The 26,384-nt window shown below is 70.2% G+C and carries 21 protein-coding genes; 10 read left to right on the top strand and 11 right to left on the bottom strand.

Annotated features, from left to right (window positions below; all coding sequences use genetic code 11):
- The first annotated feature begins 145 nt into the window (after positions 1–145).
- Complete coding sequence (locus AB3X10_RS15595; protein ID WP_369981854.1) at positions 146–2,989, top strand: S8 family serine peptidase; 2,844 nt, start codon at positions 146–148, stop codon at positions 2,987–2,989.
- Between the two features lie 242 nt (positions 2,990–3,231).
- Here the strand turns inward: AB3X10_RS15595 and AB3X10_RS15590 are convergent, their stop codons facing one another.
- The 3 genes from AB3X10_RS15590 to AB3X10_RS15580 form a co-directional block, all read right to left on the bottom strand.
- Positions 3,232–4,332, bottom strand: coding sequence for a Glu/Leu/Phe/Val dehydrogenase dimerization domain-containing protein (locus AB3X10_RS15590; protein ID WP_369976146.1), 1,101 nt, complete (start codon positions 4,330–4,332; stop codon positions 3,232–3,234).
- Between the two features lie 426 nt (positions 4,333–4,758).
- Positions 4,759–5,316, bottom strand: coding sequence for a hypothetical protein (locus AB3X10_RS15585; RefSeq protein WP_369976144.1), 558 nt, complete (start codon positions 5,314–5,316; stop codon positions 4,759–4,761).
- Between the two features lie 257 nt (positions 5,317–5,573).
- Positions 5,574–5,891 (bottom strand): hypothetical protein, encoded by a 318-nt coding sequence (locus tag AB3X10_RS15580; RefSeq protein WP_369976142.1) that lies wholly within the window; start codon positions 5,889–5,891, stop codon positions 5,574–5,576.
- 236 nt (positions 5,892–6,127) lie between these two features.
- Between AB3X10_RS15580 and AB3X10_RS15575 the strand changes: the two genes are divergently transcribed.
- The 3 genes from AB3X10_RS15575 to AB3X10_RS15565 all read left to right on the top strand — a co-directional run bounded on the left by AB3X10_RS15575 (position 6,128) and on the right by AB3X10_RS15565 (position 11,635).
- Positions 6,128–9,775: a methylmalonyl-CoA mutase family protein gene (locus AB3X10_RS15575; RefSeq protein WP_369976140.1), complete on the top strand. Its 3,648-nt coding sequence runs from the start codon at positions 6,128–6,130 to the stop codon at positions 9,773–9,775.
- Positions 9,776–9,936: 161 nt separating this feature from the next.
- A complete protein-coding gene (locus tag AB3X10_RS15570) occupies positions 9,937–10,419 on the top strand; it encodes a nuclear transport factor 2 family protein (RefSeq protein ID WP_369976138.1) in 483 nt (160 codons plus the stop codon).
- Between the two features lie 292 nt (positions 10,420–10,711).
- A complete protein-coding gene (locus AB3X10_RS15565; protein WP_369976137.1) occupies positions 10,712–11,635 on the top strand; it encodes an HDOD domain-containing protein in 924 nt (307 codons plus the stop codon).
- Between the two features lie 34 nt (positions 11,636–11,669).
- On the opposite strand, the gene AB3X10_RS15560 is transcribed toward AB3X10_RS15565, so the two are convergent.
- Positions 11,670–12,758, bottom strand: coding sequence for a hypothetical protein (locus tag AB3X10_RS15560; RefSeq protein ID WP_369976136.1), 1,089 nt, complete (start codon positions 12,756–12,758; stop codon positions 11,670–11,672).
- 159 nt (positions 12,759–12,917) lie between these two features.
- On the bottom strand, positions 12,918–13,406 hold the full coding sequence (locus tag AB3X10_RS15555) for a pyridoxamine 5'-phosphate oxidase family protein (protein ID WP_179563712.1): 489 nt from the start codon (positions 13,404–13,406) through the stop codon (positions 12,918–12,920).
- Positions 13,407–13,830: 424 nt separating this feature from the next.
- Between AB3X10_RS15555 and AB3X10_RS15550 the strand changes: the two genes are divergently transcribed.
- From AB3X10_RS15550 to AB3X10_RS15540, 3 genes are all read left to right on the top strand, one after another.
- A complete protein-coding gene (locus tag AB3X10_RS15550; protein ID WP_369976134.1) occupies positions 13,831–14,802 on the top strand; it encodes a lipase family protein in 972 nt (323 codons plus the stop codon).
- 121 nt (positions 14,803–14,923) lie between these two features.
- On the top strand, positions 14,924–15,499 hold the full coding sequence (locus tag AB3X10_RS15545) for a glycoside hydrolase family 108 protein (RefSeq protein WP_369976132.1): 576 nt from the start codon (positions 14,924–14,926) through the stop codon (positions 15,497–15,499).
- Positions 15,500–15,645: 146 nt separating this feature from the next.
- Positions 15,646–15,819 carry a DUF1328 family protein gene (locus tag AB3X10_RS15540; RefSeq protein WP_369976131.1) on the top strand — a complete coding sequence of 58 codons (174 nt, stop codon included), beginning with the start codon at positions 15,646–15,648 and terminating at the stop codon, positions 15,817–15,819.
- A 324-nt stretch (positions 15,820–16,143) separates the two neighbouring features.
- Here the strand turns inward: AB3X10_RS15540 and AB3X10_RS15535 are convergent, their stop codons facing one another.
- The 3 genes from AB3X10_RS15535 to AB3X10_RS15525 form a co-directional block, all read right to left on the bottom strand.
- Positions 16,144–16,296 (bottom strand): hypothetical protein, encoded by a 153-nt coding sequence (locus AB3X10_RS15535; protein ID WP_179563714.1) that lies wholly within the window; start codon positions 16,294–16,296, stop codon positions 16,144–16,146.
- Between the two features lie 135 nt (positions 16,297–16,431).
- On the bottom strand, positions 16,432–17,832 hold the full coding sequence (locus tag AB3X10_RS15530; protein WP_369976130.1) for a trypsin-like serine peptidase: 1,401 nt from the start codon (positions 17,830–17,832) through the stop codon (positions 16,432–16,434).
- Positions 17,833–18,183: 351 nt separating this feature from the next.
- On the bottom strand, positions 18,184–19,941 hold the full coding sequence (locus AB3X10_RS15525; RefSeq protein WP_369976128.1) for a PQQ-binding-like beta-propeller repeat protein: 1,758 nt from the start codon (positions 19,939–19,941) through the stop codon (positions 18,184–18,186).
- An 815-nt stretch (positions 19,942–20,756) separates the two neighbouring features.
- On the opposite strand from AB3X10_RS15525, the gene AB3X10_RS15520 reads away from it, so the two are divergent.
- Together AB3X10_RS15520 and AB3X10_RS15515 are read left to right on the top strand one after the other, a co-directional pair.
- Entirely contained in the window at positions 20,757–21,893 is a 1,137-nt protein-coding gene (locus AB3X10_RS15520) for a sensor histidine kinase (protein WP_369976126.1), read from the top strand.
- A gap of 243 nt (positions 21,894–22,136) precedes the next feature.
- Positions 22,137–22,940: an SGNH/GDSL hydrolase family protein gene (locus AB3X10_RS15515; RefSeq protein WP_369976125.1), complete on the top strand. Its 804-nt coding sequence runs from the start codon at positions 22,137–22,139 to the stop codon at positions 22,938–22,940.
- A gap of 67 nt (positions 22,941–23,007) precedes the next feature.
- Here the strand turns inward: AB3X10_RS15515 and AB3X10_RS15510 are convergent, their stop codons facing one another.
- The 3 genes from AB3X10_RS15510 to AB3X10_RS15500 all read right to left on the bottom strand — a co-directional run bounded on the left by AB3X10_RS15510 (position 23,008) and on the right by AB3X10_RS15500 (position 25,552).
- On the bottom strand, positions 23,008–24,102 hold the full coding sequence (locus AB3X10_RS15510) for a S41 family peptidase (RefSeq protein WP_369976123.1): 1,095 nt from the start codon (positions 24,100–24,102) through the stop codon (positions 23,008–23,010).
- A gap of 162 nt (positions 24,103–24,264) precedes the next feature.
- Positions 24,265–24,975: an rRNA pseudouridine synthase gene (locus AB3X10_RS15505; RefSeq protein WP_369976121.1), complete on the bottom strand. Its 711-nt coding sequence runs from the start codon at positions 24,973–24,975 to the stop codon at positions 24,265–24,267.
- 70 nt (positions 24,976–25,045) lie between these two features.
- The gene (locus AB3X10_RS15500; RefSeq protein WP_369976119.1) at positions 25,046–25,552 is read right to left on the bottom strand and encodes a YgjP-like metallopeptidase domain-containing protein; all 507 of its coding nucleotides are present in this window, start codon (positions 25,550–25,552) and stop codon (positions 25,046–25,048) included.
- Between the two features lie 124 nt (positions 25,553–25,676).
- Between AB3X10_RS15500 and AB3X10_RS15495 the strand changes: the two genes are divergently transcribed.
- The gene (locus tag AB3X10_RS15495; RefSeq protein ID WP_369976117.1) at positions 25,677–26,213 is read left to right on the top strand and encodes a DUF2058 domain-containing protein; all 537 of its coding nucleotides are present in this window, start codon (positions 25,677–25,679) and stop codon (positions 26,211–26,213) included.
- Positions 26,214–26,384 lie beyond the last annotated feature (171 nt).

The following is a 26,384-nucleotide window of genomic DNA, read 5'->3' as shown; positions in this document are numbered from 1 at the left end:
CAATCGCGGCGCCGCAGCGGGATCGTGGCGGCGTGGATTTTCGATGCGGATTCCGGTGTAGATTCATGCCGATTCAGGCCGCCCGTTTGCGGCCGCTAACGCAACGTTGCCGGCCGAACTGGCCGGCGTGCATATCTGGAGAGAGATCATGCGGAAGTTGATGGCCCGGTCGCTGCTGGCGACCGCACTGGCGGTGGCGTTGACCTCGTGCGGCGGCGGGGGCGGCGGCGGGCTGACCCGCAGCGATCCGCCACCGACCTCGCCGCCGCCGACATCACCTCCGCCGCCGCCGCCGCCGACTTCGCCACCGACCTCCCCGCCGACCTCGCCGCCACCGCCGCAGCCGGCGTTCGACGCGCACCTGGCGCTGACCAACACGCTGGCCGCGCACAACGCCGGCTACGACGGCAGCGGCTACCGCATCGGCGTGGTCGACACCGGCGTGAGCCGCAACCACCCGGCGCTGGCCGGGCGCGTGGTGTCCAACCTGATCTACGTCGATCCGGCCAAGAACAACGTCAACGTCGACGATGTCGACGGCCATGGCACCACGGTCGCGCAGCTGGCCGCGGGCAAGGCGGTGGGCGCATGGCCAGGCGGTATCGCGCCCGGCGCGCAGATCGTGTCGGCGCGCATCATCAGCGACACCTCGCCGGACGACGACGGCAGCGGCGAGGGCAACCAGACCAGCGGCGCGCTGGGCCTGGCCTCGGTCCACCAGGACCTGATCAACGCCGGGGTCAAGGTGATGAACAATTCCTGGGGCGGCATCTACTGGACCGACCCGACCGCGACCAACGCGATCGCCGACGAATACCGTCCGTTCGTGCTGGGCAATGGCGGGCTGGTGGTGTTCGCCGCCGGCAACGAAGCCAAGGCCGATCCGTCGGACATCGCCTCGCTGCCCAGCCAACTCGGCCCCGGCGGCACGCATCCGGCGGCGGACCTGGAGCGCGGCTGGCTGGTGGTGGCCGCGGTGGATGCGAGCACCGGCAGCAAGCTGGAGTCGTATTCCAACGCCTGCGGCGTGGCCATGCACTACTGCCTGGTCGCGCCGGGCACGGAGGTGTTCGTCGATCCCAAGGCGACCACCGCCACCGCCAACCCGGACTACTACTACGGCAGCGGCACCTCCTACGCCGCGCCGCTGGTGTCCGGCGCGGCCGCGCTGGTGTGGCAGGCGTTCCCCTACTTCAGCAACGACCTGCTGCGGCAGACCCTGCTCGGCACCGCCACCGACCTGGGCACGCCCGGCGTGGATGCCACCTTCGGCTATGGCCTGCTCAATGTCGGCAAGGCGGTGCAGGGACCGGCCAGGTTCGACTGGGGCGACGTCAGCGTGTCCTTCAGCGGCAGCTCGACCTGGGCAAACGACATCGCCGGCAGCGGCGGGCTGATCAAGCAGGGCAGCGGCACCCTGACCCTGAGCGGCACCCAGAACAGCTACAGCGGCGATACCCGGGTGCAGGCCGGCACGCTCAGCGCGGCCAGCCTGGGCGGCTCCAACGTGACCATCAGCAACGGCGCCACCTTCATCGGTACCGGCCCGCTGCGCGGCAACGTCAGCAACTCCGGCACCTTCCAGGTCGGGACCGCGACGCTGAGCCTGAGCGGCAACTACGTGCAGGACAGCAACGGCCGGCTGGCCTTGCTGGTCGGCGACAAGCTCTCGGTGACCGGCACCGCGACGCTGCAGGGCGGCTCGCTGTACGTGCTCGGCAAGCGCGACTACGTGGTCAACAACACCGCGTACAAGGTGCTCGAAACCAGCGGCGGGCTGAGCGGCACGTTCGCCTCGGTGACCACGCCGTCGAACGTGTTCCTGACGTCCTCGCTCGTCTACGACGGCACCAGCGCCTCGATCACCGTGCAGGCGCTCAGCGTCACCGCGGCCGCGGCGAGCTTCGGCAACATCACCGCCGCCACGCTCGCCTCGGCCACGCGCGTGGACGCGGCGTTCGCGCAACTGGACGCGCAACTGAACCGGGATCCGGCGACGGTCGATGCGTCGCTGCTGAAGGCGGCCGGCGCGGTGCAGCAGTCGCCCAGCGCGGCAGCGGCGTCGGCGACGCTGCGCAGCCTGTCCGGCGAAGCGCATGCGGCGGCCACGGCGATGACCTTCGACAGCATCGATTTGCAGCGGCGCGCGCTGTCCGGCCGCTTCGACAGCCTGATCGCGCAACCGCGCGCGATCGGTGCGTGGAGCCAGCGCCTGGGCGATACCGGGCAGGGCAGTTTTGCCGGCAGCCAGTTCCAGCTCGACGGCTGGATGATGGGCCAGGACCTGCGCCTGGGCGAGCACGCCGTGGCCGGCTTCGCCTTCGGCGAGACCCGCGCCGACGGTGGCGGCGACGGCGCCCTGGATCACAGCCGCGATCGCCAGGTGCAGGGCCAGGCCTATCTCGGTGCGGTCGCCGGCAATGCCTATGCGCTGGCGCAGCTGGGCACCGGGCAATACCGGCGCCAGCTCGACCGCAGCCTGTTGCTCGGCGACAGCGTCGCCGACGCGTCCAGCCGCTACGCCGGGCGCTTCCTGTCCAGCAGCGTGGAGGTCGGCTACCGGTTCGGGCGCGGCAAGGCGTGGCTGACCCCGTACGCCGGCGCCGACTACAGCCGCATCGACAGCGACGGCTTCCGCGAGCAGGGCGGCGACGGTTTCGGACTGATGGCCGATGCGGCGTCTTCCTCGCGTAGCCAGGCCCTGGCCGGTGTGCGCGCCGGCTACGGCCGGCAGGGCTGGTCGCTGCAGGGCTATGCCGAATGGCAGCAGACCCTGGCCGCGCAGGGCCTGCAGCGCCAGGCCAGCTTCGTCGGCGTGGACGCGTGGGCGCCGCTGGTCGATCTGCAGCCGGCGCGTTCGGGCGGGCTGTTCGGGATGAGCCTGGACCGGCGCTGGGGAGCCAGTGCGCTGGGCCTCGGCTACGACCAGCGCTTCGGCCCGCGCGGCGACGATCATGCGCTGTCGCTGCGATACCGGTTGGGGTTTTGATGCGGGCGGTGGCGCCGAAGCGTGTGTTGCAGGAGGAGACTTCGGTTCCGACGCGCTGAGGCGGAGTTCAGGTTTCCGGCTTCGCCTGTCGCGACTGAAGTCGCTCCCACAGGAACATTCGGGGCCGGCGACGCGTGCCGGCTTTTTGTGGGAGGGACTTCAGTCCCGACGCGTCGGCATGTCGGTGCCGATAGAACCTGCTCTTTACCTTTGTCGCGGCGTCGTCCGAAGAGGCGCGTGGCTCACTCGCCGCGCAGATGCCCCATCGAGCGCGGTGCGGTGCGGCCCAGCGGCAGCTTGAGCTTGCCGATGGCGTGCATGCGCGCTTCGGCGATGCGGTCGGCGGCCTGCTGCGGCGGGATGTTGTCGCGCTCGGACAGGTCGAAGATCTTGCCCAGGTTGTGGTACAGGCTGCGGATCAGGCGCATCGCGCGTTCGCGGTTGTAGCCGTCGATCTCCAGCGACACGTTCATCACTCCGCCGGCGTTGACCGCGTAGTCCGGGGCGTAGAGGATGCCGCGGCGATGCAGTTCCTCGCCGACCGCGGCGCTGGCCAGCTGGTTGTTGGCGGTGCCGCAGATGATCTTCGCCTTCAGCCGCGGCAGCGTGGCTTCGTCGATCGCGCTCTCCAGCGCGCACGGCGCCAGCACGTCGGCGGCTACGTCGTAGATCTCGTCCGGCTTGACCGCCTCGGCGCCGTATTCGGCGACCGCGCGCTCGACCAGCGCCGGGTCCAGGTCGGTGACGTACAGCTTGGCGCCGCGTTCCTTCAGCAGTTTCACCAGTTCCATGCCGATGTGACCGAGGCCCTGCACGGCGATGCTGGCCTTGCCGATCTCCTCGTGGCCGAGCTTGCGCTGCAGCGAGGCCATCAGCGCCTGCAGCGCGCCGTAGGCGGTGAACGGAGCCGGATCGCCGGAGCCGCCATGCACCTGGTGCACGCCGGTGACGTATTCGGTCTCCAGGTAGATCTGCTCCATGTCGTTGACGTCGGTGCCCACGTCCTCGGCGGTGATGTAGCGCCCGCCCAGCGAATCCACGTAGCGGCCGAACGCGCGGAACAGCGCCTCGGACTTGTCGGCCTTGGGGTCGCCGATGATCACCGCCTTGCCGCCGCCGATGTTCAGCCCGGCCAGCGCGTTCTTGTAGGTCATCGTGCGGCTGAGCCGCAGCGCGTCGTGCAGCGCGGCCTCGGTGTTGGCGTAGGGGCGCATGCGCACGCCGCCCAATGCGGGGCCGAGCACGGTGTTGTGGATGGCGATGATCGCCTGCAGGCCCACGTCGCGGTTGTGGCAGAAGACGACTTGTTCGTGGCCGGTGGTGGCTAGCGTTTCGAAAAGCATGGGGGCTCCGCTGGCGTTGCAGGTGTAGGACACCTTGGTTCCAGGAACTTGCCTAGTGAGGGTGCGCAAAACGAAAAACGCGACGGGTTCCGGAACGGGTCCTGATCGTCGCGATAGGCGCATTTTAAAGCAATTGTCCGCGCCCCGCGCAGCCTTCTGGGCGACGCCGCCGACCCAGGCGGCGCGGGCATCTCGGTACCGCTTGCGACGCGCGCCGGGGTGTTCGGGCACGCGATCGCCGACGCCAGGCACCGCGCAGCCGCCATCCGCATGATGTGGCGGCCGGTGTCGGCGACGGGGTTCGCGGCCGCTTCCTGGCTCGTTGTGTCGACGCGGCCGGGGCAGGGCGCGCGGGTCTGCCAGGCATGGGTGCAGGGGGGGCGACGCGGCGCGGACGTGCCGCGGGTGGAGTGGACGCGCGGCGGTTCAGTGCGCGGCGGGCTGGTCGGCGAACAAGGCCGTGGCCGCCTGCGCTCCGAGCAGGCGGTCGCGCAGCGCCTGCGTGCGCTGCGCCTGCCGTTGCGGGTCGGCCGTCTGCGCCGAGCCGGCCTCGGCCTGCAGATAGGCGGCGTAGCGGTCGAACCACACCAGGATCTGCTGCGCCCGTGCGGCGGGCATGGTGGCGGCGAGGTCGCGCTGCAGGCGTTGCCGCCGGGTCGCCAGCGGCTGCGCATCCTGGCCAGCCAGGTAACGGTCCAGGTAGCGCCGCAAGTCCGGGTCCGGCAGCACCTGGCCATGCCGGTCGAAGCGGGGTTCGCCGCCGTGCGGGGCGTCGGCGGGCGCGCTCGGTTGGCCGCTCGCGGTGGCGAGGACCTCAGGTTTGCGCGCCGCGACCGCGTTCGCGGTGTCGCCGATGGCCTCGCCGAGGTCGCGGCGCGAGGCCGCGTCGGTGGGCCGTTCGCGCCAGGCGGCCACGCTGGCGATCGCCACCGCCACCACGGTGATGGCGATCGCATAGGTGCCCGGCGGTAGCCGCGACGGCATCGCTAGCGGCCCGCGCGCGGCAGGCGCTGGACCTGGGCCAGGAACCGGCGGCCTGGCGCGTGCGCCGGGCCGCGCACGGCATGCCGCGGCGACAGCGGCAAGGACGGGCGCGACAGCGGAGGCCTGGACATGCGTTCTCTCTGCGACCGGCGCGATGCCGCGGTTCGCCCACTATCGCAAAGCGCGACGACGGCGGTCACGTCGCCGCGCAACATCGCGGCGGCGCCGGCCGCTCGTGTGCGCCGCCGGGCCGCGGCCTAGCGGCGCACCCAATAGCCGTCGTGGAAGCGGTAGGCGGGGCCGCGATGCTCCCAACGCGGGCCGACGTAGACATAGCCGGGGCGTTCGCGCACGTAGCGGCCGCCGATCCAGACATGGCGGCGCCCGTTCCAATGCCAGTAGCCGGGCGCCCACACGTAGCCAGGCCGCACCACCACGCGTTCGAAGCGCGGCGGCGGCGGTGCGGTCTGCACCGACAGCTCCAGCACCGGGCGCGCCTGCGCGGGCGCGGCCAGCAGGCCGCCGGCGAGCGCGCTGCCGAGCAGGGAGGCCAGCAACAAGGGACGAATGGACATGCGATTCTCCAGGGACATCGGCGGGCTGCCGACGCCAACGCAAACGCGGCAGGCATCGCCGCTGTTGACGCGCCGCGCGGCCGCATTCATGTCGCGGATAGCTGGCGTCCGCAGTGGCGTCTTGCGGCCTGTCCGGCGCCAGCGCGATCGCCGCCGCATGTTGCAGCGCAACCTGCCCGCGCTGCGCGGGGCGCCTAGAATCGCTGCATTCCTTTGCCGATGCCGATGTCTTCCCGATGAGCATTCCCGCGTCCCGCGTTCCGTTGCCGCAGGCCGACACCAGCCCGCTGCGCTTCGTCACCGCTGCCAGCCTGTTCGACGGCCACGACGCGGCGATCAACATCATGCGCCGGCTGATCCAGGCGCAGGGCGCGGAGGTGATCCATCTCGGCCACAACCGCAGCGTCGAGGACGTGGTGCGCGCGGCGCTGCAGGAAGACGCCGATGCGATCGCGCTGTCGTCCTACCAGGGCGGCCACGTCGAGTACTTCAAGTACATGGTGGACATGCTGCGCGAACGCGGCGCCGGCCATGTGCGCGTGTTCGGCGGCGGTGGCGGCACCATCACCCCGGAGGAGATCGCCGAGCTGCAGGCCTACGGCGTGGAGCGCATCTACCACCCCAACGACGGCATGAAGATGGGGCTGGTGGAGATGATCGAGGACGTGGTGGCGCGCGCTGGGCGCGCGCGGGACTCGGAATCTTCGCGGGACTCGGGGCCCGGGGCTCGGGACCCGGGACAAGCCGGCGCCTCGCTGCCGCACATCGACGACGAGATCGGCATCGGCAGGGTGCTGTCGGCGCTCGAGGATGGCGCGTTCTCCGACGCGGAGCTGGCGCTGCTGCGCAAGCAGTGGCAATCCGGCCTGTCTGCCACCGCCGAGTCCCGAGTCCCCGGTCCCGAGTCCCGCGAGCGGCGCGCAGCGCCGGTCGTCGGCCTGACCGGCACCGGCGGCGCCGGCAAGTCCTCGGTCACCGACGAACTGCTCAACCGCTTCCTGGCCGGTTTCCCGCAGATGCGCATCGCGGTGGTGTCGGTGGACCCGAGCCGGCGCCGCACCGGAGGCGCGCTGCTCGGCGACCGCATCCGCATGAACGCCCTGCGCAGCCCGCGCGTGTACATGCGTTCGATGGCCACGCGCCGCCAGCATGCGGCCACCAACCGCGTGCTGAAGGATTGCATCGCGTTCCTGAAGGGCATCGGCTACGACCTGGTGATCGTGGAGACCGCCGGCATCGGCCAGAGTGATTCGGAGATCGTCGACCTGGTCGATTTCCCGGTGTACGTGATGACCAGCGACTACGGTGCGCCGAGCCAGCTGGAGAAGATCGACATGCTCGACTTCGCCGAGCTGGTGGTGCTGAACAAGTACGACCGGCGCGGCGCCGAGGACGCGCTGCGCGACGTGCGCAAGCAATGGCGGCGCAACCGCGTGGCCTTCCAGCTGGAGGACGCGGCGGTGCCGGTGTATCCGACCATCGCCAGCCAGTTCAACGATCCCGGCATCAGCTGGATGTTCGTCAACCTGTGCCGGCTGCTGCGCGAGAAGCTGGGCCTGGAGGCGCCCGCGGCGGGAGCGCAGGCCGCAGCGCAGTGCGATTTCCGGCCGCAGCTGGACACCACGCTGAAGGAGCCGCGCGCCACCGTGCTGATCCCCGGCGCGCGGGTGCGCTACCTGGCCGAGATCGCCGAACAGGGCCGCGCGCTCAACGCCGGCATCGACCGCCAGGCCGAAGCCGCCGACCGCGCGCAGTCGTTCTGGCAGTCGCTGCACGAGCTGGACGACCCGCGGTTGCCGAAGCAACTGGAGCTGTACGCGGTGCAGGACCTGCAGCCGGCCGCAGCGGCCGGGGCCGGCGCCGCGGTCGATGCGACCATGCTGTTGCTGCGCCAGCGCTACAACGATGCGCTGCAGGCCTTGTCCAGCGAGTCGCTGAAGCTGTTGCGCGAATGGCCGCAGCGGCTCAAGTCGATCACCGACGAGGTCACCGAGTACGAAGTGCGCGGCAAGGCGATCCGCGTGGAGAACTACCGCCAGTCGCTGAGCCACCAGCCGATCCCGAAGATCGCCGCGCCGCGCTACAGGAGCTGGGGCGAACTGCTGCGCTTCCTCGGCAAGGAGAACCTGCCCGGCAGCTATCCCTACACCGGCGGCGTGTATCCGTACCGCCGCGCCGGCGAGGACCCGATCCGCATGTTCGCCGGCGAAGGCACGCCGGAGCGCACCAATCGCCGCTTCCACTACCTGAGCGTGGGCCAGCCGGCCGCGCGCCTGTCCACCGCCTTCGACAGCGTCACCCTGTACGGCGAGGACCCGGCGCCGCGCCCGGACATCTACGGCAAGATCGGCAATTCCGGGGTCAACATTCCCACCCTGGACGACATGAAGAAGCTGTACTCCGGCTTCGACCTGTGCGCGCCGAGCACCAGCGTGTCGATGACCATCAACGGCCCGGCGCCGATGATCCTGGCGATGTTCATGAACACCGCCATCGACCAGCAGGTGGAGAAATACCTCAAGGCCGACGCGCAGCGCTGGGCGCAGGCCGAACGGACCCTGGCGCAGTTGTTCGAGGGCCGGCAGCGTCCGCGCTATCACGGCGAATTGCCGCCCACCAACGATGGCCTGGGCCTGGCCCTGCTCGGGGTCAGCGGCGACCAGCTGGTGGATGCGCAGACCTATGCGCTGATCAAGGCCGACACGCTGTCCAGCGTGCGCGGCACGGTGCAGGCCGACATCCTCAAGGAGGACCAGGCGCAGAACACCTGCATCTTCAGCACCGAGTTCGCGCTGCGCATGATGGGCGACATCCAGCAGTATTTCGTCGAGCACAAGGTGCGCAATTTCTATTCGGTGTCGATCTCCGGCTACCACATCGCCGAGGCCGGCGCGAACCCGATCAGCCAGCTCGCCTTCACCCTGAGCAACGGCTTCACCATCGTCGAGTACTACCTGGCGCGCGGCATGCGCATCGACGATTTCGCGCCGAACCTGAGTTTCTTCTTCAGCAACGGCATGGATCCGGAATACACCGCGATCGGCCGCGTGGCGCGGCGCATCTGGGCGCGGGCGATGCGCGAGCGCTACGGCGGCAACGAGCGCAGCCAGATGATGAAGTACCACATCCAGACCTCCGGCCGTTCGCTGCACGCGCAGGAGATCCAGTTCAACGACATCCGCACCACGCTGCAGGCGCTGTACGCGCTGTTCGACAACTGCAACAGCCTGCACACCAACGCCTACGACGAGGCGATCACCACCCCGACCGAGGAGAGCGTGCGCCGCGCGGTGGCGATCCAGATGATCATCAACAAGGAGCTGGGGCTGAACTTCTGCGAGAACCCGTGGCAGGGCAGCTTCATCGTCGAGCAGCTCACCGACCTGGTGGAGGAGGCGGTGTACAAGGAATTCGAGGCGATCAGCGAGCGTGGCGGCGTGCTCGGCGCGATGGATACCATGTACCAGCGCGGCAAGATCCAGGAGGAGAGCCTGTACTACGAGCACAAGAAGCACGACGGCAGCCTGCCGCTGGTCGGGGTCAACACCTTCCTGCCCAAGCAGCACGCCGGCGAGACCGCGACCCAGATCGAGCTGATCCGTTCCACCGAGGAGGAGAAGGGCCAGCAGATCGCCAACGTGCGCGACTGGCAGCAGCGCCGCAACGGCATCGCGCCGGCCGCCGCGGACCTGGACGCGGCATCGGTGCAGGCAAGCGCTCTGGTGTCGCAGCGCGAAGGCCCTGGCCTGGGCTACCTGCAACGCAGCGCACGCGAGCGCCGCAACGTCTTCGCCGCGCTGATGGAGGCGGTGAAGACCCACAGCCTGGGCCAGATCAGCCATGCCCTGTACGAGGTGGGCGGCGAGTACCGGCGCAACATGTAGGCCGCCGGCGATGGCCGATGCCGGCTGTGGCGAGGTCGGTGAGCGTGCCTGCCCAGCGCTTTGTGCCGACTCGCCCGCTGCCTCCCGCACGCATCCGGCACTCTTGCCGCCGCCGCCTGGAGAGGCTCATAGTTGGGCATCGACGAACGCGGGAGCGGCGGATGAAGGCATGGGGAGCGTTGCTGCTGTTGGCGATGGGCGCGGCGACGGCCCGTGCGGCGGAGCCGAGCGAAGAGGGCACGGCCGGGCCGCTGTTCGACACGGTCGCGGCGCTGGACCAGCGCCTGTTCGGTGCCTACAACCGTTGCGACCTGGCGGCGTTCGAGCACCTGTTCGTGCCCGACGTGGAGTTCTATCACGACACCGGCGGCGTCACCTGGGACCGCAAGAGCGTCGTGGACAGCACGCGCAAGTGGATCTGCGGCAAGGTCCGCCGCGAGTTGGTGGACGGCACGCTGCGGGTCTACCCGGTCAAGGACTTCGGCGCGATCGAGGAAGGCGAGCACCGCTTCTGCGAACTGGCCAGCGGGCGTTGCGAGGGCATCGCCAAGTTCGTGATGGTGTGGCGCCAGGACCAGGACGGCTGGAAGCTGACGCGGGTGCTCAGCTACGGCCACCGCGCGGCCGCGTCGCCGGCGCCGTGAACATGCGCGTTCGCGGCGCTGCGCAGTCGCTGCTTGTCCGTGTGCAGGCGGGCGGCTTCGCTCGGGCGGGAAATGGCACGCCATGCCTGAATGTCCTGGCGCGCCCGGCCGTGGCCGCGCGCCCGGCCGCGCAGGGCGCATGGCGACTGCGCGGGTGGCGATGATGGTGCCGCCGATGTGGATTGCAGGCGTCGCCGTCGTGCTGCTGGGGGCCGGTGGCTGGCTGTGGCGGCGCGGAGGCCGGCGCGGACCGGTGGCGCCGATCGCCGTCGCGCGCCGGGCCGCCGCGTCCATGGACGATGCCATCCCCGCCGAAGCGGCTGGCGCAGGCGCAGCGATCGCGGCGGACACCGATCCCGGCGCCGCCGCGGCTGCCGCCGAACTCGCGCCCGAGCAGGAAGCCGCGCTGCTGCTGCGCCTGTACGCGCTGGCGTTCGCCGACGCGCCCGCACCCGAACCGAGCGCGGCGTCGCGCGCTGCGCATGCCGAGATCGCCGCCGCGGCGGTCGCGGTGCTGGCGCGGATCGATGCGCACCCGCGCTACACCCCGCGCCGCCCGCAGCTGTTGCCGCAACTGACCCGCGCCATCAACGATCCCGCTGCCGGCGCCCAGGCCATCGCCGCGATTCTCGGCCAGGATCCGGCCCTGGCCGGCAACCTGCTGCGCATCGCCAACAGCAGCGCCTACCGCCGCCAGGCCGAGCCGATCGAGAACCTGGAGCGGGCGGTGGCCTTGCTCGGCACCGAGGGCCTGCGCCAGATCGTGCTGGCGGCGCTGCTGCAACCGGTCATCGCCGACGACGGCAGCGTGTTCGGCCGCTGCGCGTCGCTGCTGTGGGAGCACACCTTGCTGTCGGCCAAGGCCACGGCCCGCCATGCCGAGGCTGCCGAGCGCGAGGATCCCGCTGCGGCGCAGCTGCTGGCGCTGCTGTACGGACTGGGAGCGGTCGCCGTGGTGCAGGTGGTGCGCGATGCCTATGCGAAACAGCCAGGACTGGTGCCGGATGTCGGGATGCTGGCCGAGTTGCTGCAGGACTGGACGGCGCGGGTGGCGCAGGCGATCTCGCATGGCTGGGCGCTGTCCGAGCGCATGCAACACGCGCTCGGCGAGCAACACAGGCAGGCTGTGCCGCACGCGTCGAGTTCCTTGGGACGTTCGCTGCGGATCGGCCGCTGCCAGGCGGCGCTGGCCTTGCTGGGTGCCGCCGCGCGCTGAGCGCCTGGGCGGCGTTGCCGTGCTTGCCGATGCGCTAGGAATCCTCGGCCTTGCCGTCGTCGGCCGCGTCGTCCGGCGAGATCCACCAGGCCATGCCATCCTGGCGCACGGGCGGACTGATTTCGTGGATTTCCACCGCATCGATGCGACGTCCCGCAGCGCCGGCCTGCCAGTGCTGCAACCACGCATCCAGCGAACTGCGCTGGGCGGCGGCGACGCCGAAATCGCGATCGCTTTTCCAGGTACCGGTCGGCGCGTTGGGGTGCGGATGGGTGGCGGCGCCGTAGCTGCAGCGCAGGCAATAGTTGACCAGGGTTTCGCTCCAGTCCTCGATCAACGCGATCTCGTCGGATGCGGGCGCGTCCCGCAGCGCGTCGCGATCGTCGGGGCTGGGGCAATGCGCGAACACCGTGAACGTCTGCAATGGCGAAGGCTGCAGCCGTGCCAAGGCGTTGAAGACCGGCACGGTGCGGTCGCGAAACGCCCGTCGCCCGGTCGCGGCGCCGTCGTGCAGGACGATATCGCCGTAGCGGTGGCCGCTTTCCGGCAGCGGCACGTTGAGCAGGCGCGCACGGACCACGTCGATGCGCCGGGCGAACAGGGTCTCGCCGTTGGACCAGGGGTTCAGGCGCACGCTGACCACACCGAAATCCGCGTCGATCGGCCCGTCGCCTTCGGGAACGCCGATGCCGCAGGCCGCCCACTGCGCCCGTGCCTGCGCCCAGTCGCCGATGGCGGTGGCCGCGATGCCGGCATTCCACTGCGCGGATGCGTCGGCGTCTTCGGCGAGCGCCAGCGCGCGCAGGTTGTGGTGCAGGGACCGCGGCCAGTCCAGCAGGTACTTGTGCACCAGCCCTTGCATGTAGTGGTAATAGCGTGCGTCCGGCGCGTGCGCGAGCAGCGTGGCGAAGTGTTGCGCCGCCTGTTCGAGTTGTCCTGCATCGAAACTCGCGTAGGCGCGTTCGTGCTCCGTCTGCAGGTCTTCTTCGGACAAGGGCTGCGGCATCGCGACGACCTGGCTGGCGCTGTGGATATTGGCGCAGATTATGGACGCGCAGTGCGACCCTGCCCACCGGGCGATGCCGCTCGAGGTCGCGGTTGGTGCGGGGGACGGCAGGCCCACTCGGCGACGCGAGCGAGCGCTGCTCGGCATCCCGACGCTTGCGAAGCGCCGTTCTCGCCGCGGCAGTGCCGGCGGCGAGGAAGGGAACACCAGGAAAGGAACAGGTGACAGGGCTCGGGAGCGTGCGCGATGCGGCCTGTCAGGACGCGTGCTTGCCGCTCAGCGCAGCGGCACGTCCGCCACCTTGTCCTGGTAGTCGCGCTTGGGGTCGATGCCGAACAGCACCTTGATCCCGGCCACCAGGCTGGAGCCGTTGAGCCAGATCTGCGCGTGGTCCGGATCCAGGCGCAGCAGCGCCAGCTTGGGATCGTCCTTGCCCTGCTCGTACCAGGCGTCGATGAAGCCGTTCCACAGGCGTTCGATCACCGCCTGGTCGTTGTCCACGCTGAGCGTGCCGCTGATGCTGGCGAACAGGTCGTGGTCCTTGGCGCTGAACGCGGCGATGACCCGCTGGCTCTGGGTCAGTTTCTGCACCAGCGCATTGTCCTTGGAGGTGAAGAACCAGATCGGGCCGCCGCGGTCGCCTTCGAATTGCGCCGTCATCGGCCGCGCATGGCCGTCTTCCACGCCATCCAGGCCGAGCATGACCGTGCGGTCGGATTTGAGGGCTTTCCAGAATTTCTCTTCCAGTTCCTGCGGGCTGGCCATGCGCATCTCCGATAGGGCGTGAATGCCTGCGGCCACTGTGCCGCGCCGCGCGCGCGCGAACCGTGACGGAGACGTTGACGGAGCGTGTAGGGGCGGCGGGCGCCGCCGCATGGCGAGGATGGCGCACTAGGCAGGCCAGGAGTTTTGGCCGCAAGGGCGGAAAGGGATCCGCCCCAGGCAAGCCGCTCTTGCCAATCCCCAATCCCGACTCCCCAATCCCGACTCCCCAATCCCGGACGGCAGTAGACAAGCGTCGCCGCGCGGCGGCGATGGGATCTGGATCGAAAACGCATGAGGCCCGCCAGTGGTACTAGACGCCAGGTGCACGCGGTCTGTGCGCGCCCGCCCAGCGGTACGGCTGACGCTGCCGCGGATGCCCCGCGTGACGGCCGCAACTTCCACTTCCGGCAAAGGACGCTCGACAATGAGTGCGATTCCCCCGACGCAAGCCCCGCTGGATCCGCTGCTGACGCTGGCGATGGCCCAGGCCAGCATCGCCGCCTATGCCGCCTTCGAGGGCAAGCCGGTGCTGGCGCCGTCCGACTACCGGCTGGTCGCCCGCTGGTCCGGCTGGGACGGCGATCCGTTCGGCGGCAGCGAAGAGGTGTATGGCCTGTTGTTCCAGTCCACCGCGGACCCCGGCACTTGCCTGTTCGCGTTCCGCGGCACCGATTCGGATCTGGACGTCTACGAGGACCTGGACTTCACCACCACCGATTTCGTGCCCAGCGCCGGCACGGTCGCGCCGACGCCGCGGGTGTCGGCGGGCTTCTACGGCATCTACGACGGCAAGGGCGGCAACATGCGCGCCTCGATGCGCGAGCAGGTGTTCGCGCTGCTGGCGCACTTCGCGCCGAGCCAGGTGTACGTCACCGGGCACAGCCTGGGCGGCGCGCTGAGCCAGCTGTTCTCGCTGGACCTTGCGCTCAGCCAGCCAACCCTGCGCGCCTGCAACATCAATTTCTGCAGCCCGATGGTCGGCGAGGCCAGTTGGGGCCAGGCCTATGCGCAGCACATCGCCGCAGCGGACAGCACGCGCTGCTTCAACTACTGGGACTACGTGCCAGCGTTGCCGCCGTCGACGTTCGGCTACGTGCCGGTGGGGCAGGCGTTCCGTACCGCCCACGACGTGCGCGGCGCCCTGTTCGTGCATCTGCTGTCGCGGCACTCCATCGTCAACATGCAGACCGTGCTGCAACACGCGCTGCCGCTTTCGCCGCAGTTCTGGTCCGGCACCTTTCCGGACTACGAGGATCCGCGGCGGCTGATGCTCAGCCAGGTGCCGCCGGCGCAACCGCAACCGGCGTGGGCCGATCTCGAACTGGCCGCGCGCGCCTCCGAGCGGCTGCTGGGCTTGGCACCCACTCAGCCCGCGCCGGCAACCGCGGCCGGATGAGCGCTCGGCCGCGGCGCGCGCGTGCGCGCCCGGCGTGGCGATGATGTTCCCTGCGGCACAGCGTGGCGACCGGCCCAGTGCCAGACTGCATGGCGTCAGTCCTATTCCAGGAGTCAAGCCGATGGCATCGTTCGATCTGTACCTGCCGCAGTTGCTGAAGTTCGAAGGGGGCTATGTGGACGATCCGGCCGATCCCGGCGGCGCCACCAACCTCGGCATCACCCTGGCCACGTTCCAGCGCTACGCGCAGTCCTTGCTCGGCGAGGCGCCGACGCTGGAGGCGCTGCGCGCGCTGACCCCGGAGCAGGCCGGTGCCATCTACAAGCAGGCGTACTGGGACAGGCTGGACGGCGACCAGATCGCCTCGCAGGCGCTGGCCGAGATCCTGTTCGATTTCTACGTCAACGCCGGCACCGAAGCGGTCGTGCTGCTGCAGCGGATCCTGCTGCAGTTGGGCGCCACCGGCCTGGCCACGGATGGGGACATGGGGCCGGCCACGCTGGCCGCGCTGCAGGCTGCCGACCAGGCGCAGGTGTATGCGCTGTATCGCCAGGGCCGGATCGATTACTACCAGCGGCTGGCGCAGGAACGCCCAGTCGACGACAAGTTCCTGCAGGGCTGGCTGGCGCGCGCGGAATGGTTCCCGGCGACGCTGCCGCCCACCGCCGCCACGCCGCCGGACGCCGGCGTCGCCTGAACCGCAAGGGCGCGATGACGCCCGCCGCGCTTCACATGCGCCGCATCGAGGGCTGACTAGCATGCGCATCGTACGGTCGCACGCTGCGGCCGTGCGGCTGCGCCGTCTGGCGCAGCGCTCCCTCATCGATTCGGGAAGACTGCAGCATGATCAAGTGGGCCATCATCATCGCCATCATCGGACTCATCGCCGGCGCGCTCGGCTTCACCGGCGCCGCGGGCGCGGCCATGGGCATCGCCAAGTTCCTGTTCTGGGCCGGCATCGCCATCGCGCTGGTGCTGTTCCTGCTGGGCACGACGCTGGCCAAGAAGGTCGGCTGAGCATTGCGTGTGCCGAGGCGGCGTCCGCGCCGCCCGGTCCGCACGACCGATCGCACGGCCTGCCTGCAGGATTCGTGCGCGGCGTGGGCCGAGAAGAGCTGGAAGCGGTATCGGTTCCGCACGTCGTCGTCGGCATGGACGACGCGCTTGCGTCCGCGAGGCGGCGCTCCGGCGAGCGGGCGGCGCTGGGCGTAGCTGCAGCGTATCGCGCCGCTGCGCCATCCGCTGGCGGTCAGCGCCAGGCCGTCAGGCGCTGGCGGCCGGCCACACGCGCAGCCGCGGCGTTGGCGGGAGCCGGCACGCGACCGGTTCCGCCGGCGCTGCTCAGGTGCCGCTGTCTGGCGTCTTCGCTTCGGCGTCCGCTGCGGCCTTGGCCGCCTCGCGCGCTTCGCGCTTGCGCGCGTCCTTCTCGTCCTGCTGTTTCTTCTTGGCGATTTCGCGCTGACGTTTCTCGAAGGAGTAGTTGGGCTTTGCCAAGTGGATGCCTGCCGTGTATGCGATGGGGTGCCCAGTGTAACCGCTGCGCGCCGCCGCAGTGGCGGGCCTTGCGGGCAGGCCACGCGCGCCGCGTGGCCTGCCCCAGGCACGGGAGTACGGCCCTCCCGTTTGCCCTTACGGACTCAGGTAAGGCTGGATGGTCGAATACACGTCGGAGAAGCGCGAGTAGTAATCCGGATCGCTGGGCGCGCTGCAGTACGAGGTGCCGCCGTACAGGCCGCCGCGCAGCTGGTAGGCGCCGCTGCTGTTGATGGTGAACAGGCCCGAGCCGGAGGAGCCGCCTTCGGTGACGCCGGTGTTCCACACCACCTTGTACAACGGCGACTTGCCGTCGATCGAGGACGACAGCGCGGTGACGCTGCCCAGCGAGTACTTCTTCACGTCGCCGGCGGGATGGTGGATGCCCTCGATCGCGGTGCCGGTGGAGCCGATCGCCGAACTGCTCCAGCCGGCATAGAAGGCGCCGCTGGGCGGGGCCGTCTTCAGTTCCAGCAGCGAGGTGTCGCGGGTGGTGTTGGCATGGCGCAGGTAGGCGCCGCCGCTGAGCGTGGTGTAGGACGAGCTGACCGTGGAGCCGTTGCAGGTGGTAGCGTCGTAGAACCAGTAGGTCTGCAGGGTGTTGGCCACGGTCTGGGTGCTGATGCAGTGCGCAGCGGTCCAGAACAGGTATTTCTTCGGCGAGTTGGTATTGTTGAGCAGGGTGCCGGTGCACAGGTAGGAACCGCTGCTGGTGCTGAACACCATGCGCGCCACCGACTTGGCGGCCGAGGTGAAGCCGCTGGTGGGGCTGGCGCGGCAGACGATGTCGCGCTCGCAGGAGTCGCTCTCGCCGATCATCGGCCGCATCATCTCCTCGCTGGCGACCGGATTGATGTCCATGTGCGAGATCTGCGGGATCTTCAGCGCGAAGCCCTGCGGGTACTGGCCAGCCGGCAATTCGATCTCCACGACCAGGCGCGAGCCCGACACCGCCGCCGACCAGCCCGGCTCGCTGCCGGCGAAATCGGCGCCGCTCTGCTCGAACACGCGGCCGTCGTCGCCGGCGAAGCGCAGCGTGGCCTTGCTCGGATCGCCCGGCTGGGCGCCGCTGCCGCTGAGCTGCAGGGCCGCGCGCAGCGCCGCCGCGTCGGTGGAGACGATTTCGAAGCTGGTGACCTGCGCGCCGCTGGGCAGGCTCTGCCAGCTGAGCCGGCGCAGGTTGATCGCCGGCTTGGCGATATCGCGGGAGAAGCCGATCTGCAGCGGCTGGCCGTGCTTGACCTGCTGGCCGCGCAGTTGCTTCATCGTCGCGGCCTGGGCGCTGTCGGGAGCGCCGAGTTCGATCAGGCGCGGCGCATGCACGCTGCCGGTGGCGAGGCTGCGCAGTTCGGCGCCGCCGAGCGCGGCGGCATCGGGGCGGGCTTCGACCGGAGCGGAGTCCATCTCGGCCGCAGGGGGATTGGCGGCCATGGCGACGGGGGAAAGACCGGAGACGCTGGCCAGCAGGGCCAGATACAGCGCGTTCTTGCGATTCATGGATCTTCCTTCTGCTAGAAGACGACTAGACCATCCGGCAGGGGACCGGATGCCGTTGCACCCACTTCCACGGTGCATGCCGAGGCTACGGGCGCCGACACGGCGATTGCGTGCGCGGCGTCACGCGTACGGGGCCGATTTCGTAGACACCTGCCGCTGGCGTGCCGTGTTCATGTGTGTGGCCCGCGCTGCACAGGCGCATCGCCGTCGGCGTGCGCAGGTGGCGCGATGCAGAAGATTGCCGCCGTGATCGGACAGGTGCGGCGCTGGCGGCTGCGCACAAAAAAGCCTCTCCTGCAGGCGCAGGAGAGGCTGTGGCGTAGCGCTCGCCGGTTGCGCGATGCCGCGCGATCAGCGACCGCGCGAGCTGGTCGGGACGAACTTGTACAGCTTGTGCACGCCGGTGCCGAAATTGAAGCGGCTATAGCCCGCGCCCCAGTACACCGCGCCGTCCACCACGGCCGGTGCGCTGGACACTGAACCGCCGGCATCGAAGCTCCACAGCGTGGCGCCGGTCTGGGCATCGAGCACGGTCATCGCGCCCGACATCGAGCCGGCGTAGACCAGTCCGGGCGAGGAGGCGAGCGGGCCACGGCCGCCGGCGCCGAACGTGGTCTGGATCGGATCGATGCCCGGCACCTTCACCTGCCACAGGATCTTGCCGCTGGCCGCGTCCAGCGCCGCCCACGAGCCGGCGTTCCAGGTCTCGGTGTTGCCGGGGGCAAGGGTGTAGCTGGTGTGGTTGTTGTTGTTGATGGCCACGTACACGCGCGACTTGAACGGATCGACCGACGAACCCCATTCGATGCCGCCGGCGGTGCCGCCCGGACCGACCTGGGTGGACCACACGGTGCGCCCGCTGTCGGCATCGAACGCCCAGTACACGCCGCTCTTCTGCCCGGCGCCGACCAGCGCCTGCGGCTTGCCGTTGCGGATCACCGTGAACAGGTTGGCGCCGCCGCCGCTGAAGTCGTAGTCCGGCCCCTGCGGCTCCTGGCAGATGCCGGCGGTCGGCGCGACCAGGCACGACAGCGACCAGGCATCGGCGCCCTGCAGGCGGCGCGTCCACACCGGCTTGCCGTTGCGCATGTCCAGCGCCAGCACCGAGTCCACGTAGTTGTCCGGCGCCAGGCAGGCCAGCTGCGCGCTCTTGTCGCCGTTGGCGTTCTTGACGCAGCTGGCCACGTCCAGCGGCACCGAGTAGTTGTTGCCGGTGGTGGCGTAGACGCGCTGGCGTTGCGGATCGATCGCCAGCGTGCCCCACACCGAGGCGCCGGTATAGCCTTCCGGCGCGGTGCGGAAGCTCCACAGCAGCTTGCCGGTCTTCAGGTCGAGCGCGGCCACGCTGCCGCGGAAGGAGAACGTGTAGCCAGGCGTCAGCCCGCCCCAGTCGCCGGAGGACACGCCGACGTAGACGCGATCGCCGTACACCACCGGCGAGGCGGTGATGCGCGCCTGCGCGTTGGCTTCGACCACGGTCTTCCACAGCAGCTTGCCGGTGTTCTTGTCGACCGCGATGACGGTGCCGCTGGCCTGGTCGCCGACCAGCACGCTGTCGCGCGCGATCGCCGGGCTGTTGCGCGACAGCGAGTTGGCGTTGCCGGTAAGGTCGGACAGCTTCACCTGCCACACCGCCTTGCCCAGCGCGGTGTCGATGCGATACAGCTGGCCGCCCCAGTCGGGCACGTACAGCGCGCTGCCCTGCACGGTCGGCGTGGCGGACACGTCGCCCTGGGTGGTGAAGGTCCAGGCGGTCTTCAGTCGCGCCGCGTTGAGCGGATTGATCTGCCATTCGGCCGGGGCGAAGCGGGTGTTGAGATAGCCGCCGCCGGCGTTTTCCCAATTGCTGCGCGTGGCGTACGGCGCGCCGCCGCTGCCGAACGCGGCGCCATAACCGCTGGCGCCGGCGCGAGCGGAATCGCCAGCGGAGCCGATGCTGGAACTCGATGCGGAGGTGTCGCTGTCGCTGTAGCCGCCAACGTTGCCGTTCGTGCCTTGCGCCGGGGCAGTGGCGGCGGACTGCGCCGACGCCGCGGCGCCGAGCATCAATCCGGGAACCAGCGCCAGCCACAGCAAAGAGCGTTTCTGGTGCGCGTAATGCCTGTTCATGCGGTGTCCTTCGGGGCTTGGAGTGGGGACCCCCCCTTCACTACCGGCGCAATGGTAGGAAGGAAAAACGACGTGTGTCATGTACGCACAAAAAAGTTAGGGAAGGCGAAAAGGTTGCATGGATAGGCAAAAACAATCGTGCGCATGTCGTCGTGTCGCTACCGTTTGCGTTCCTGCTTCAACGCGTACCGCGGCTTACGTGCACCGGCAGCGGACGTCCGCCTTGCCGGGCAATGCATTGCGCGTTCCGGAGTCGGCATGCGGGCGTCTGCGTTCGCGCAGCATGCGCGCCGAGACAGGCGGTCGTCGCCGCATGAGCGGTGGCTGAATGCAGCCGGTCGCGCGCATCGGTGCGCGTGGAATCGTCGGTCGGCAGGCTGCCATGTGGCGCTTTGGTGACAGGTTGCGCGACGCCGCATGCCAGATGCGGCGTCGCGAGCGCATGTCCGTGCGGATCGTCGCCGCGCGCATGCCCGCTTCCATGGCCGGCACCACGCGACGCGGTCGCGGTGGCGACATGCGGGCCGGGATCGCGATCCGCTCCGCAGGCGCATGTCATGCCGGCGCACAGCCGCGCACGCCGGCGGCCACGGCGGCGCATGGCATGGCCTCGCGCCGTTGCCCGCACGAGGAATCTGTACGCATCGAACCGGGAATGTTTAAGCTGGCGCATCGATGCGTGGGGATGTGGGAATGGGCATGCTTTGCTTGGACGGCTGCGAGACGATGGCGGCACGCGGCACAGGGCGCATGCGTGCGGCGAACGGCGGCGCGCGGCGGGCCGCGCGAGGCAACCTGAGCCCGAGGCCGCGGGCATGAACCTGGCCGATTTCATCGAGGCCAACATCGAGCCGCTGTGCAAGGGCTGGATGGCGTTCGCGCGCACGCGCGGCGAGGAAGGCGAAGCGATGAGCGCCTACCAGCTGCGCGATCACGCCGCGCAACTGCTGGCCGAAATCGTCGCCGACATGCGCGCGCCGATGAGCGCCGCGCAATTGCGGCTGAGGTCGCTGGATGCCGGGCCGGAGGAGTTCGAGACCGGCGGTGCCGCGAGCCTGCATGCCCGGCAGCGGGTCAAGCACGGCTTCGGCATGATGCAGCTGGTGTCCGAGTTCCGCGCGCTGCGCGCCAGCGTGATGCGCCTGTGGAGCGAATCCGGCCACACGCCGGACGCGCAGGATGTGCCGGACATGAGCCGCTTCAACGAGGCGCTGGACCTGATCCTGGCCGATTCGGTGCGCGCCTTCATGGAGAGCGTGGAGCAGACCCAGCACCTGTTCATGGGCATCCTGGGCCACGATCTGCGCGGGCCGCTGTCGGCGGTGATGAGCTGCGCCGAGCTGATGCTGGGGCAGGGCGAGCAGCAGGCGCCGCAGGCGCGCGTGCTGCTGCGCAGCGCCATGCAGATGAAGGCGATCCTGGACGACCTGATGGAATTCACCGGCGACAAGCTCGGAGCGTCGATCCCGATGCGCGCGGAAGCGACCAGCCTGGAAGTGCTGACCCAGGGCGTCGTCGACGAGATGGCCACGATCTACCCGAAGCGCGCGTTCCGGCTGACCACGGCCGGCGACCTGCACGGCAACTGGGACGTGATGCGGCTGCGCCGGGTGGTGGCGAACCTGCTGACCAATGCCTTGAAGTACGGCAGCCGCGACCAGCCGATCACGATCGCCTTGAACGGCGAGCTGGCCGACGCGGTCAGCCTGAGCGTGCACAACCTGGGGCTGCCGATTCCCGCCGCGATGCTGGACTCGCTGTTCGAGCCGCTGACCACCACCGCGCATGCCGACGGCACGCCGCAGGCCGCCGGCGCCAACCTGGGCCTGGGCCTGTACATCGTCGACCGGATCGTCGACGCGCATGGCGGACGCATCGAGGTCAGTTCGTCGCAGCACGAAGGCACGCGCTTCCTGGCGACGCTGCCGCGGCAGGCGCCCGCCAGCGGCTGAGCGACCCCGGACCATTTCAGCGCCACCCCGCCGAAGCCAGGACAAGCCCCTCTCCCTGCGGGAGAGGGGTTGGGGTGAGGGTACGGGCGCAGAAAAAGCGCCGCGTACAAACCATGGGGTGACGAAGCATCGACAATGCCGCCGCCGCCCATGCACTCCACAAACGCCGCCCGCGCCGCCGACCCGCGCGCCGTCGCCCGATTTGGATTAGGGTGGCGCGTTTCCCTGACCTGGAGGTGGATCGTGAAGCAGTCGTCGCTCGTCGCGCTGGTGTCGTTGTGCCTGAGTGCCGTCCAACCCGCGTTCGCGCAGAGCGCCGCGCCTGCCGCCGACGCGCTGCAGGGCAAGGTGGATGGGCTGTACACGCAGGCGCCTGACACGCTGCAGGCCAAGCAGGTGGCCGAGCTGCAGCAGCGCCTGCTGGACTGGGCGCAGCTGGGCCGCTACCGCGCCGACAACGCGGCGCTGGCGCCGCCGGCCGCGGGCGAGCGCCGCGTGGTGTTCTACGGCGATTCGATCACCGATGCGTGGGGGCGCATGCAGGGCACGACGTTCTTCCCCGGCAAGCCCTACGTCAACCGCGGCATTTCCGGTCAGACCACCGCGCAGATGCTGGTGCGCTTCCGCCAGGACGTGATCGACCTGAAGCCGGCGGCGGTGGTGATCCTGGCCGGCACCAACGACCTGGCCGGCAACACCGGCCTGTCCACGCAGCGCATGATCGAGGACAACCTGCGCTCGATGGCCGAACTGGCGCAGGCCAATCACATCAAGCTGGTGCTGGCGTCGGTGCTGCCGGTCAGCGACTACCCGTGGCGGCCGGGGCTGCAGCCGGCGGAAAAGATCCGCGCGCTCAATGCCTGGATCGAGCAGTACGCGCACAGCCACGGCGCGGTGTACCTGGACTACCACAGCAAGCTGCGCAACCGCGAAGGCGGCATGGACAAGGCCCTGGCCTACGACGGCGTGCATCCCACCGTCGCCGGCTACACGCTGATGGCGCCGCTGGCGCAGCAGGCGGTGGAGCGCGCGCTGGCGCAACCGTAGGCGTTGCGGCGTCGAACGTCTCGACGCGATCGGATCGACCGGATCCGATCGCGATCGCGCCGAGTCGCTACGGCGCGTCGGCAGCGGGCGGCGACACCGCGGCCACTTCGCGGCGCAGCCAGGCGCTGACCGCCGCGTCGTCGTCGAGGCGCACGCGCGGCGCATAGGCCTGCATCGCGCCGCGCTGGCGGCCTTGCAGGCGCTGCATCGGCAGCAGCAGGGTGGCGCGCCCGCTCGGCAGCGGCACGCTTTCCACTTCGGTGTACAGCGTGTCGGCGCCGGTCGGCTGGCCGACCTGTTCGACGCCGGGACCCTCCAGCAGCCGGTCCATGAAATCCAGGCAGGCGCTGATGCAGGCGCCGTCGGTGATCGCGACGATGCGCGCCGGGCCGCCGCGCGGCGGCGTGCCGGAGGCGGCGCGCGGCAGCGGGTCGCGATACAGCGGCGTTCCCGCACGCTGCGCCGCGCGCAGGCCGTCCAGCAAGCGGTCGAAGCCGGGCAGTTCCTGCGGATAGCGCGCGGCGATGCGCGCGCGCCGGGTGTGCAGGTTGTCGATCACGCCATCGGAGACCCGCCACAGCGAGGCGTCGGCGCGGCGGCGATCCAGCGCGGGCAGCGCCTGTTCGCCCCAGATCGCGGCCAGCACCGCATCGCCGGGCGCCGCCGCGCCGCCGCCGTTGCCGCGCAGGTCCAGGATCAACAGCGCGGGCGTGGCCTGCCGCAACGCGTCGGTTGCGGTGGCGATCGCGGCCATCGTCGTCTCGAAGCCGGGATCGCCGGCGTAGAAGGTCGGCAGGGTCAATTGCCAGGCCGTCGGCGTGAGGCGCTCGAATGCGCCTTGCGCGGCGCTGGCGGTCGCGGGTTGCGTGCTGCGCTCGGCGTCGCCGGAAGACAGTTCGATCGCCACGTGCGGGTCGCCGAACGCGGCGACGTAGGCCTGCATGACCCGCGCATAGCCGGCGCCATCCACGATCCTGCGCGCCTGGGCCTGCGCCGCGTTCGCCGCCTGCCGCGCCTGCGCGGCCAGCGCCGGATCCGCGCCAGGCGCCATGCCCGGATGATCGGCGGCGATGCGCGCGGCGGCGAACTGCAGGTCGGCCTGCGCGGCGGCGGCATCGGTCGGCGCCAGGGCCAGTGCCGCTGCCAGCATCGTTGCGATCATGTGCGTCTCCCTGTGTCCGCGGCGAGTGTCTGCCGCCCGCCGCGGGGCGTGCAATAGGCCGCAAGGCAGGGGGCCTTCGTGCCGCCAGGCGCGGCCATGCGACACCGCGCTACCTGGCCGCGACGCAGGCCTTCGAGCAGCGAAGCACCCGGCTGCGGCAGCTCAGAAGCGCTCGCCCGCCGGCAGGTAGCGCCACTCGCCCGGTGCCAGCTTGCCCAGCGGGATCCGGCCCACGCGCAGGCGGCGCAGGCCGATCGCCTCCAGCCCCACTTCGGCGCACATGGCCTGCAACTGGCCGGGCTGCACGTGCTTGATCGCGAAGCGCAGGCGGTCCTCGTTCTGCCAGCTGACCTTGCACGGCGGCAGGCTGCGCTGCCGGTAGACCAGGCCGTGCGCCAGCCGCAGCATGCCGTAGGGCCGCAGTTCGCCGCGCACCTCGACCACGAATTCCTGTTCGATCGAGCTCGCGTCCTCGGTCAGGCGGCGCAGCACGCGGCCGTCCTGGCTCAGCACCAGCAGGCCGCCGGCGGCGTCTTCCAGCGGCAGCGGCGCGTTCAGGCGCAGGAAGTGGCGTTTCAGCACGCGCACGTCGGCCATGTCCAAGGCGCTGCGCGTAGCGGGCGTGACCAGGGCCAGGGCGGCGTCCAGGCTCAGCCCGGCCGGCTTGTGCAGCAGCAGGGTGGCCGGCTCGACCGCGCCCAGTTGCGCATCCGCGGCCAGGGTCACCTGTTGCGTGGTCACCGCGGCCTGCGGCTCCTCGACCACCACGCCGTCCACGCTGACCCAGCCGCCCTCGATGTACTGCTGCGCTTCGCTGCGCGAGCACGGCAGCATGGCGGCCACGTATTTGTCGAGGCGAATGGGGGCGGACATCGAAACGCTCGGCGATCAGGGCAGGGCAGTGTACGTGCTGGCGTCGCCGCGCTGCCACGCGCGGCGACGCTCAGCTGCCGGCACCGCCGGCCAGTTCCAGCTGGGTCAGGTACAGGCGCAGGTCGAATTCCAGCTGGTGGTAGTCCGGCGCCATGTGCATGCACAGCTGGTAGAACGGCTTGTTGTGCGCGCTTTCCTTCAGGTGCGCCAGTTCGTGCGCCACGATCATCTGCAGGAACGCCGCCGGCGCGTCGCGGAACACGCCGGCGATGCGGATCTCGCGGCTGGCCTTGAGCCGGCTGCCCTGCACCCGCGAGACGCTGGTGTGGGTGCCGAGCGCGTGCTTCACCGCCTGCAGCCGGTTGTCGTAGACCACCTTGTGCAGCGGCTCGGAGCTGCGCATGTGGCGATCCTTCAGCGCCAGCGTGTAGTCGTACAGCTGGCGGTCGTTGCGGACCGGATTGGGCGTGTCGTAGCGCTTGCGCAGCCATTCGCCCAGGCGATCGCGCGCGATCAGTTCGCGGACCTGGTCCTGCACATGCGGCGGATAGCCGGCGAGGTATTTCAGCGCTTGCATGGCGCCACGATAGCGCGCCATGGCGGCCGGGACGAGCCGTTGGCGCCGCCACGGGGCCGCGGCCGGGACCCGGCCGCAGCGGGTATCATGCCGGCCAACGTCTTGGATCGACTGGATTTTCCCGATGCGCAATCCCCTGCAGGAACAACTGCTCAAGGCCGGCCTGGTGAAGAAGAACCAGGTGGCGCAGGTCGCGCGCGAGCAGGCCAAGGCGCGCCACGGCAAGGCGCCGCCGCCGCCCAGCGCCGAGCAACTGGAGAGCGAGCGGCTGCGGCTGGAACGGGTGGAACGCGACCGCGCCCTGGCCGCCGAGCGCAACGCGCAGGCGCGGGCGCAGGAGCAGCGCGCGCAGGCGCGGCAACTGATCGATCAGCACAAGCTCAAGGCCGATGGCGAGATCGACTACCACTTCACCGACGCCGGCAAGATCCAGCGCTTGCGGGTGGATGCGGCGCTGCGCGCGCAGCTGATCGGCGGCGCGGCGGCGATCGCGCGCCTGGATGCCGGCTACGCGGCGATCCCGCGCGCAGTGGTGGAGAAGGTGGCCAGCCGCGATCCGGCCGCGATCGTGCTCGACACCACCCAGGCCGCCCCGGCCGCCAGCGGCGAAGACGATCCGTACTACAGCCGCTTCCAGGTGCCGGACGACCTGATCTGGTAGCCGGCGGCACCGCCATGCTCGATACCCCTTGGCATGCGCGAAAAAGGGCGTGCGGCGTGCGCGGACGCGATGCGCCACGTGTCGGAATGTCGGAATGGGCGCATCGGATCTCGCCTGTGAACGTGGCGGCGATACGGACCGATCCATGCCGCTGCGCGCACGTCGCGCCGC

Origin of the sequence: Xanthomonas sp. DAR 80977, assembly GCF_041240605.1 — a bacterium.
Lineage (GTDB): Bacteria > Pseudomonadota > Gammaproteobacteria > Xanthomonadales > Xanthomonadaceae > Xanthomonas_A > Xanthomonas_A bundabergensis.
This window is presented reverse-complemented; position numbering and strand designations above follow the sequence as displayed.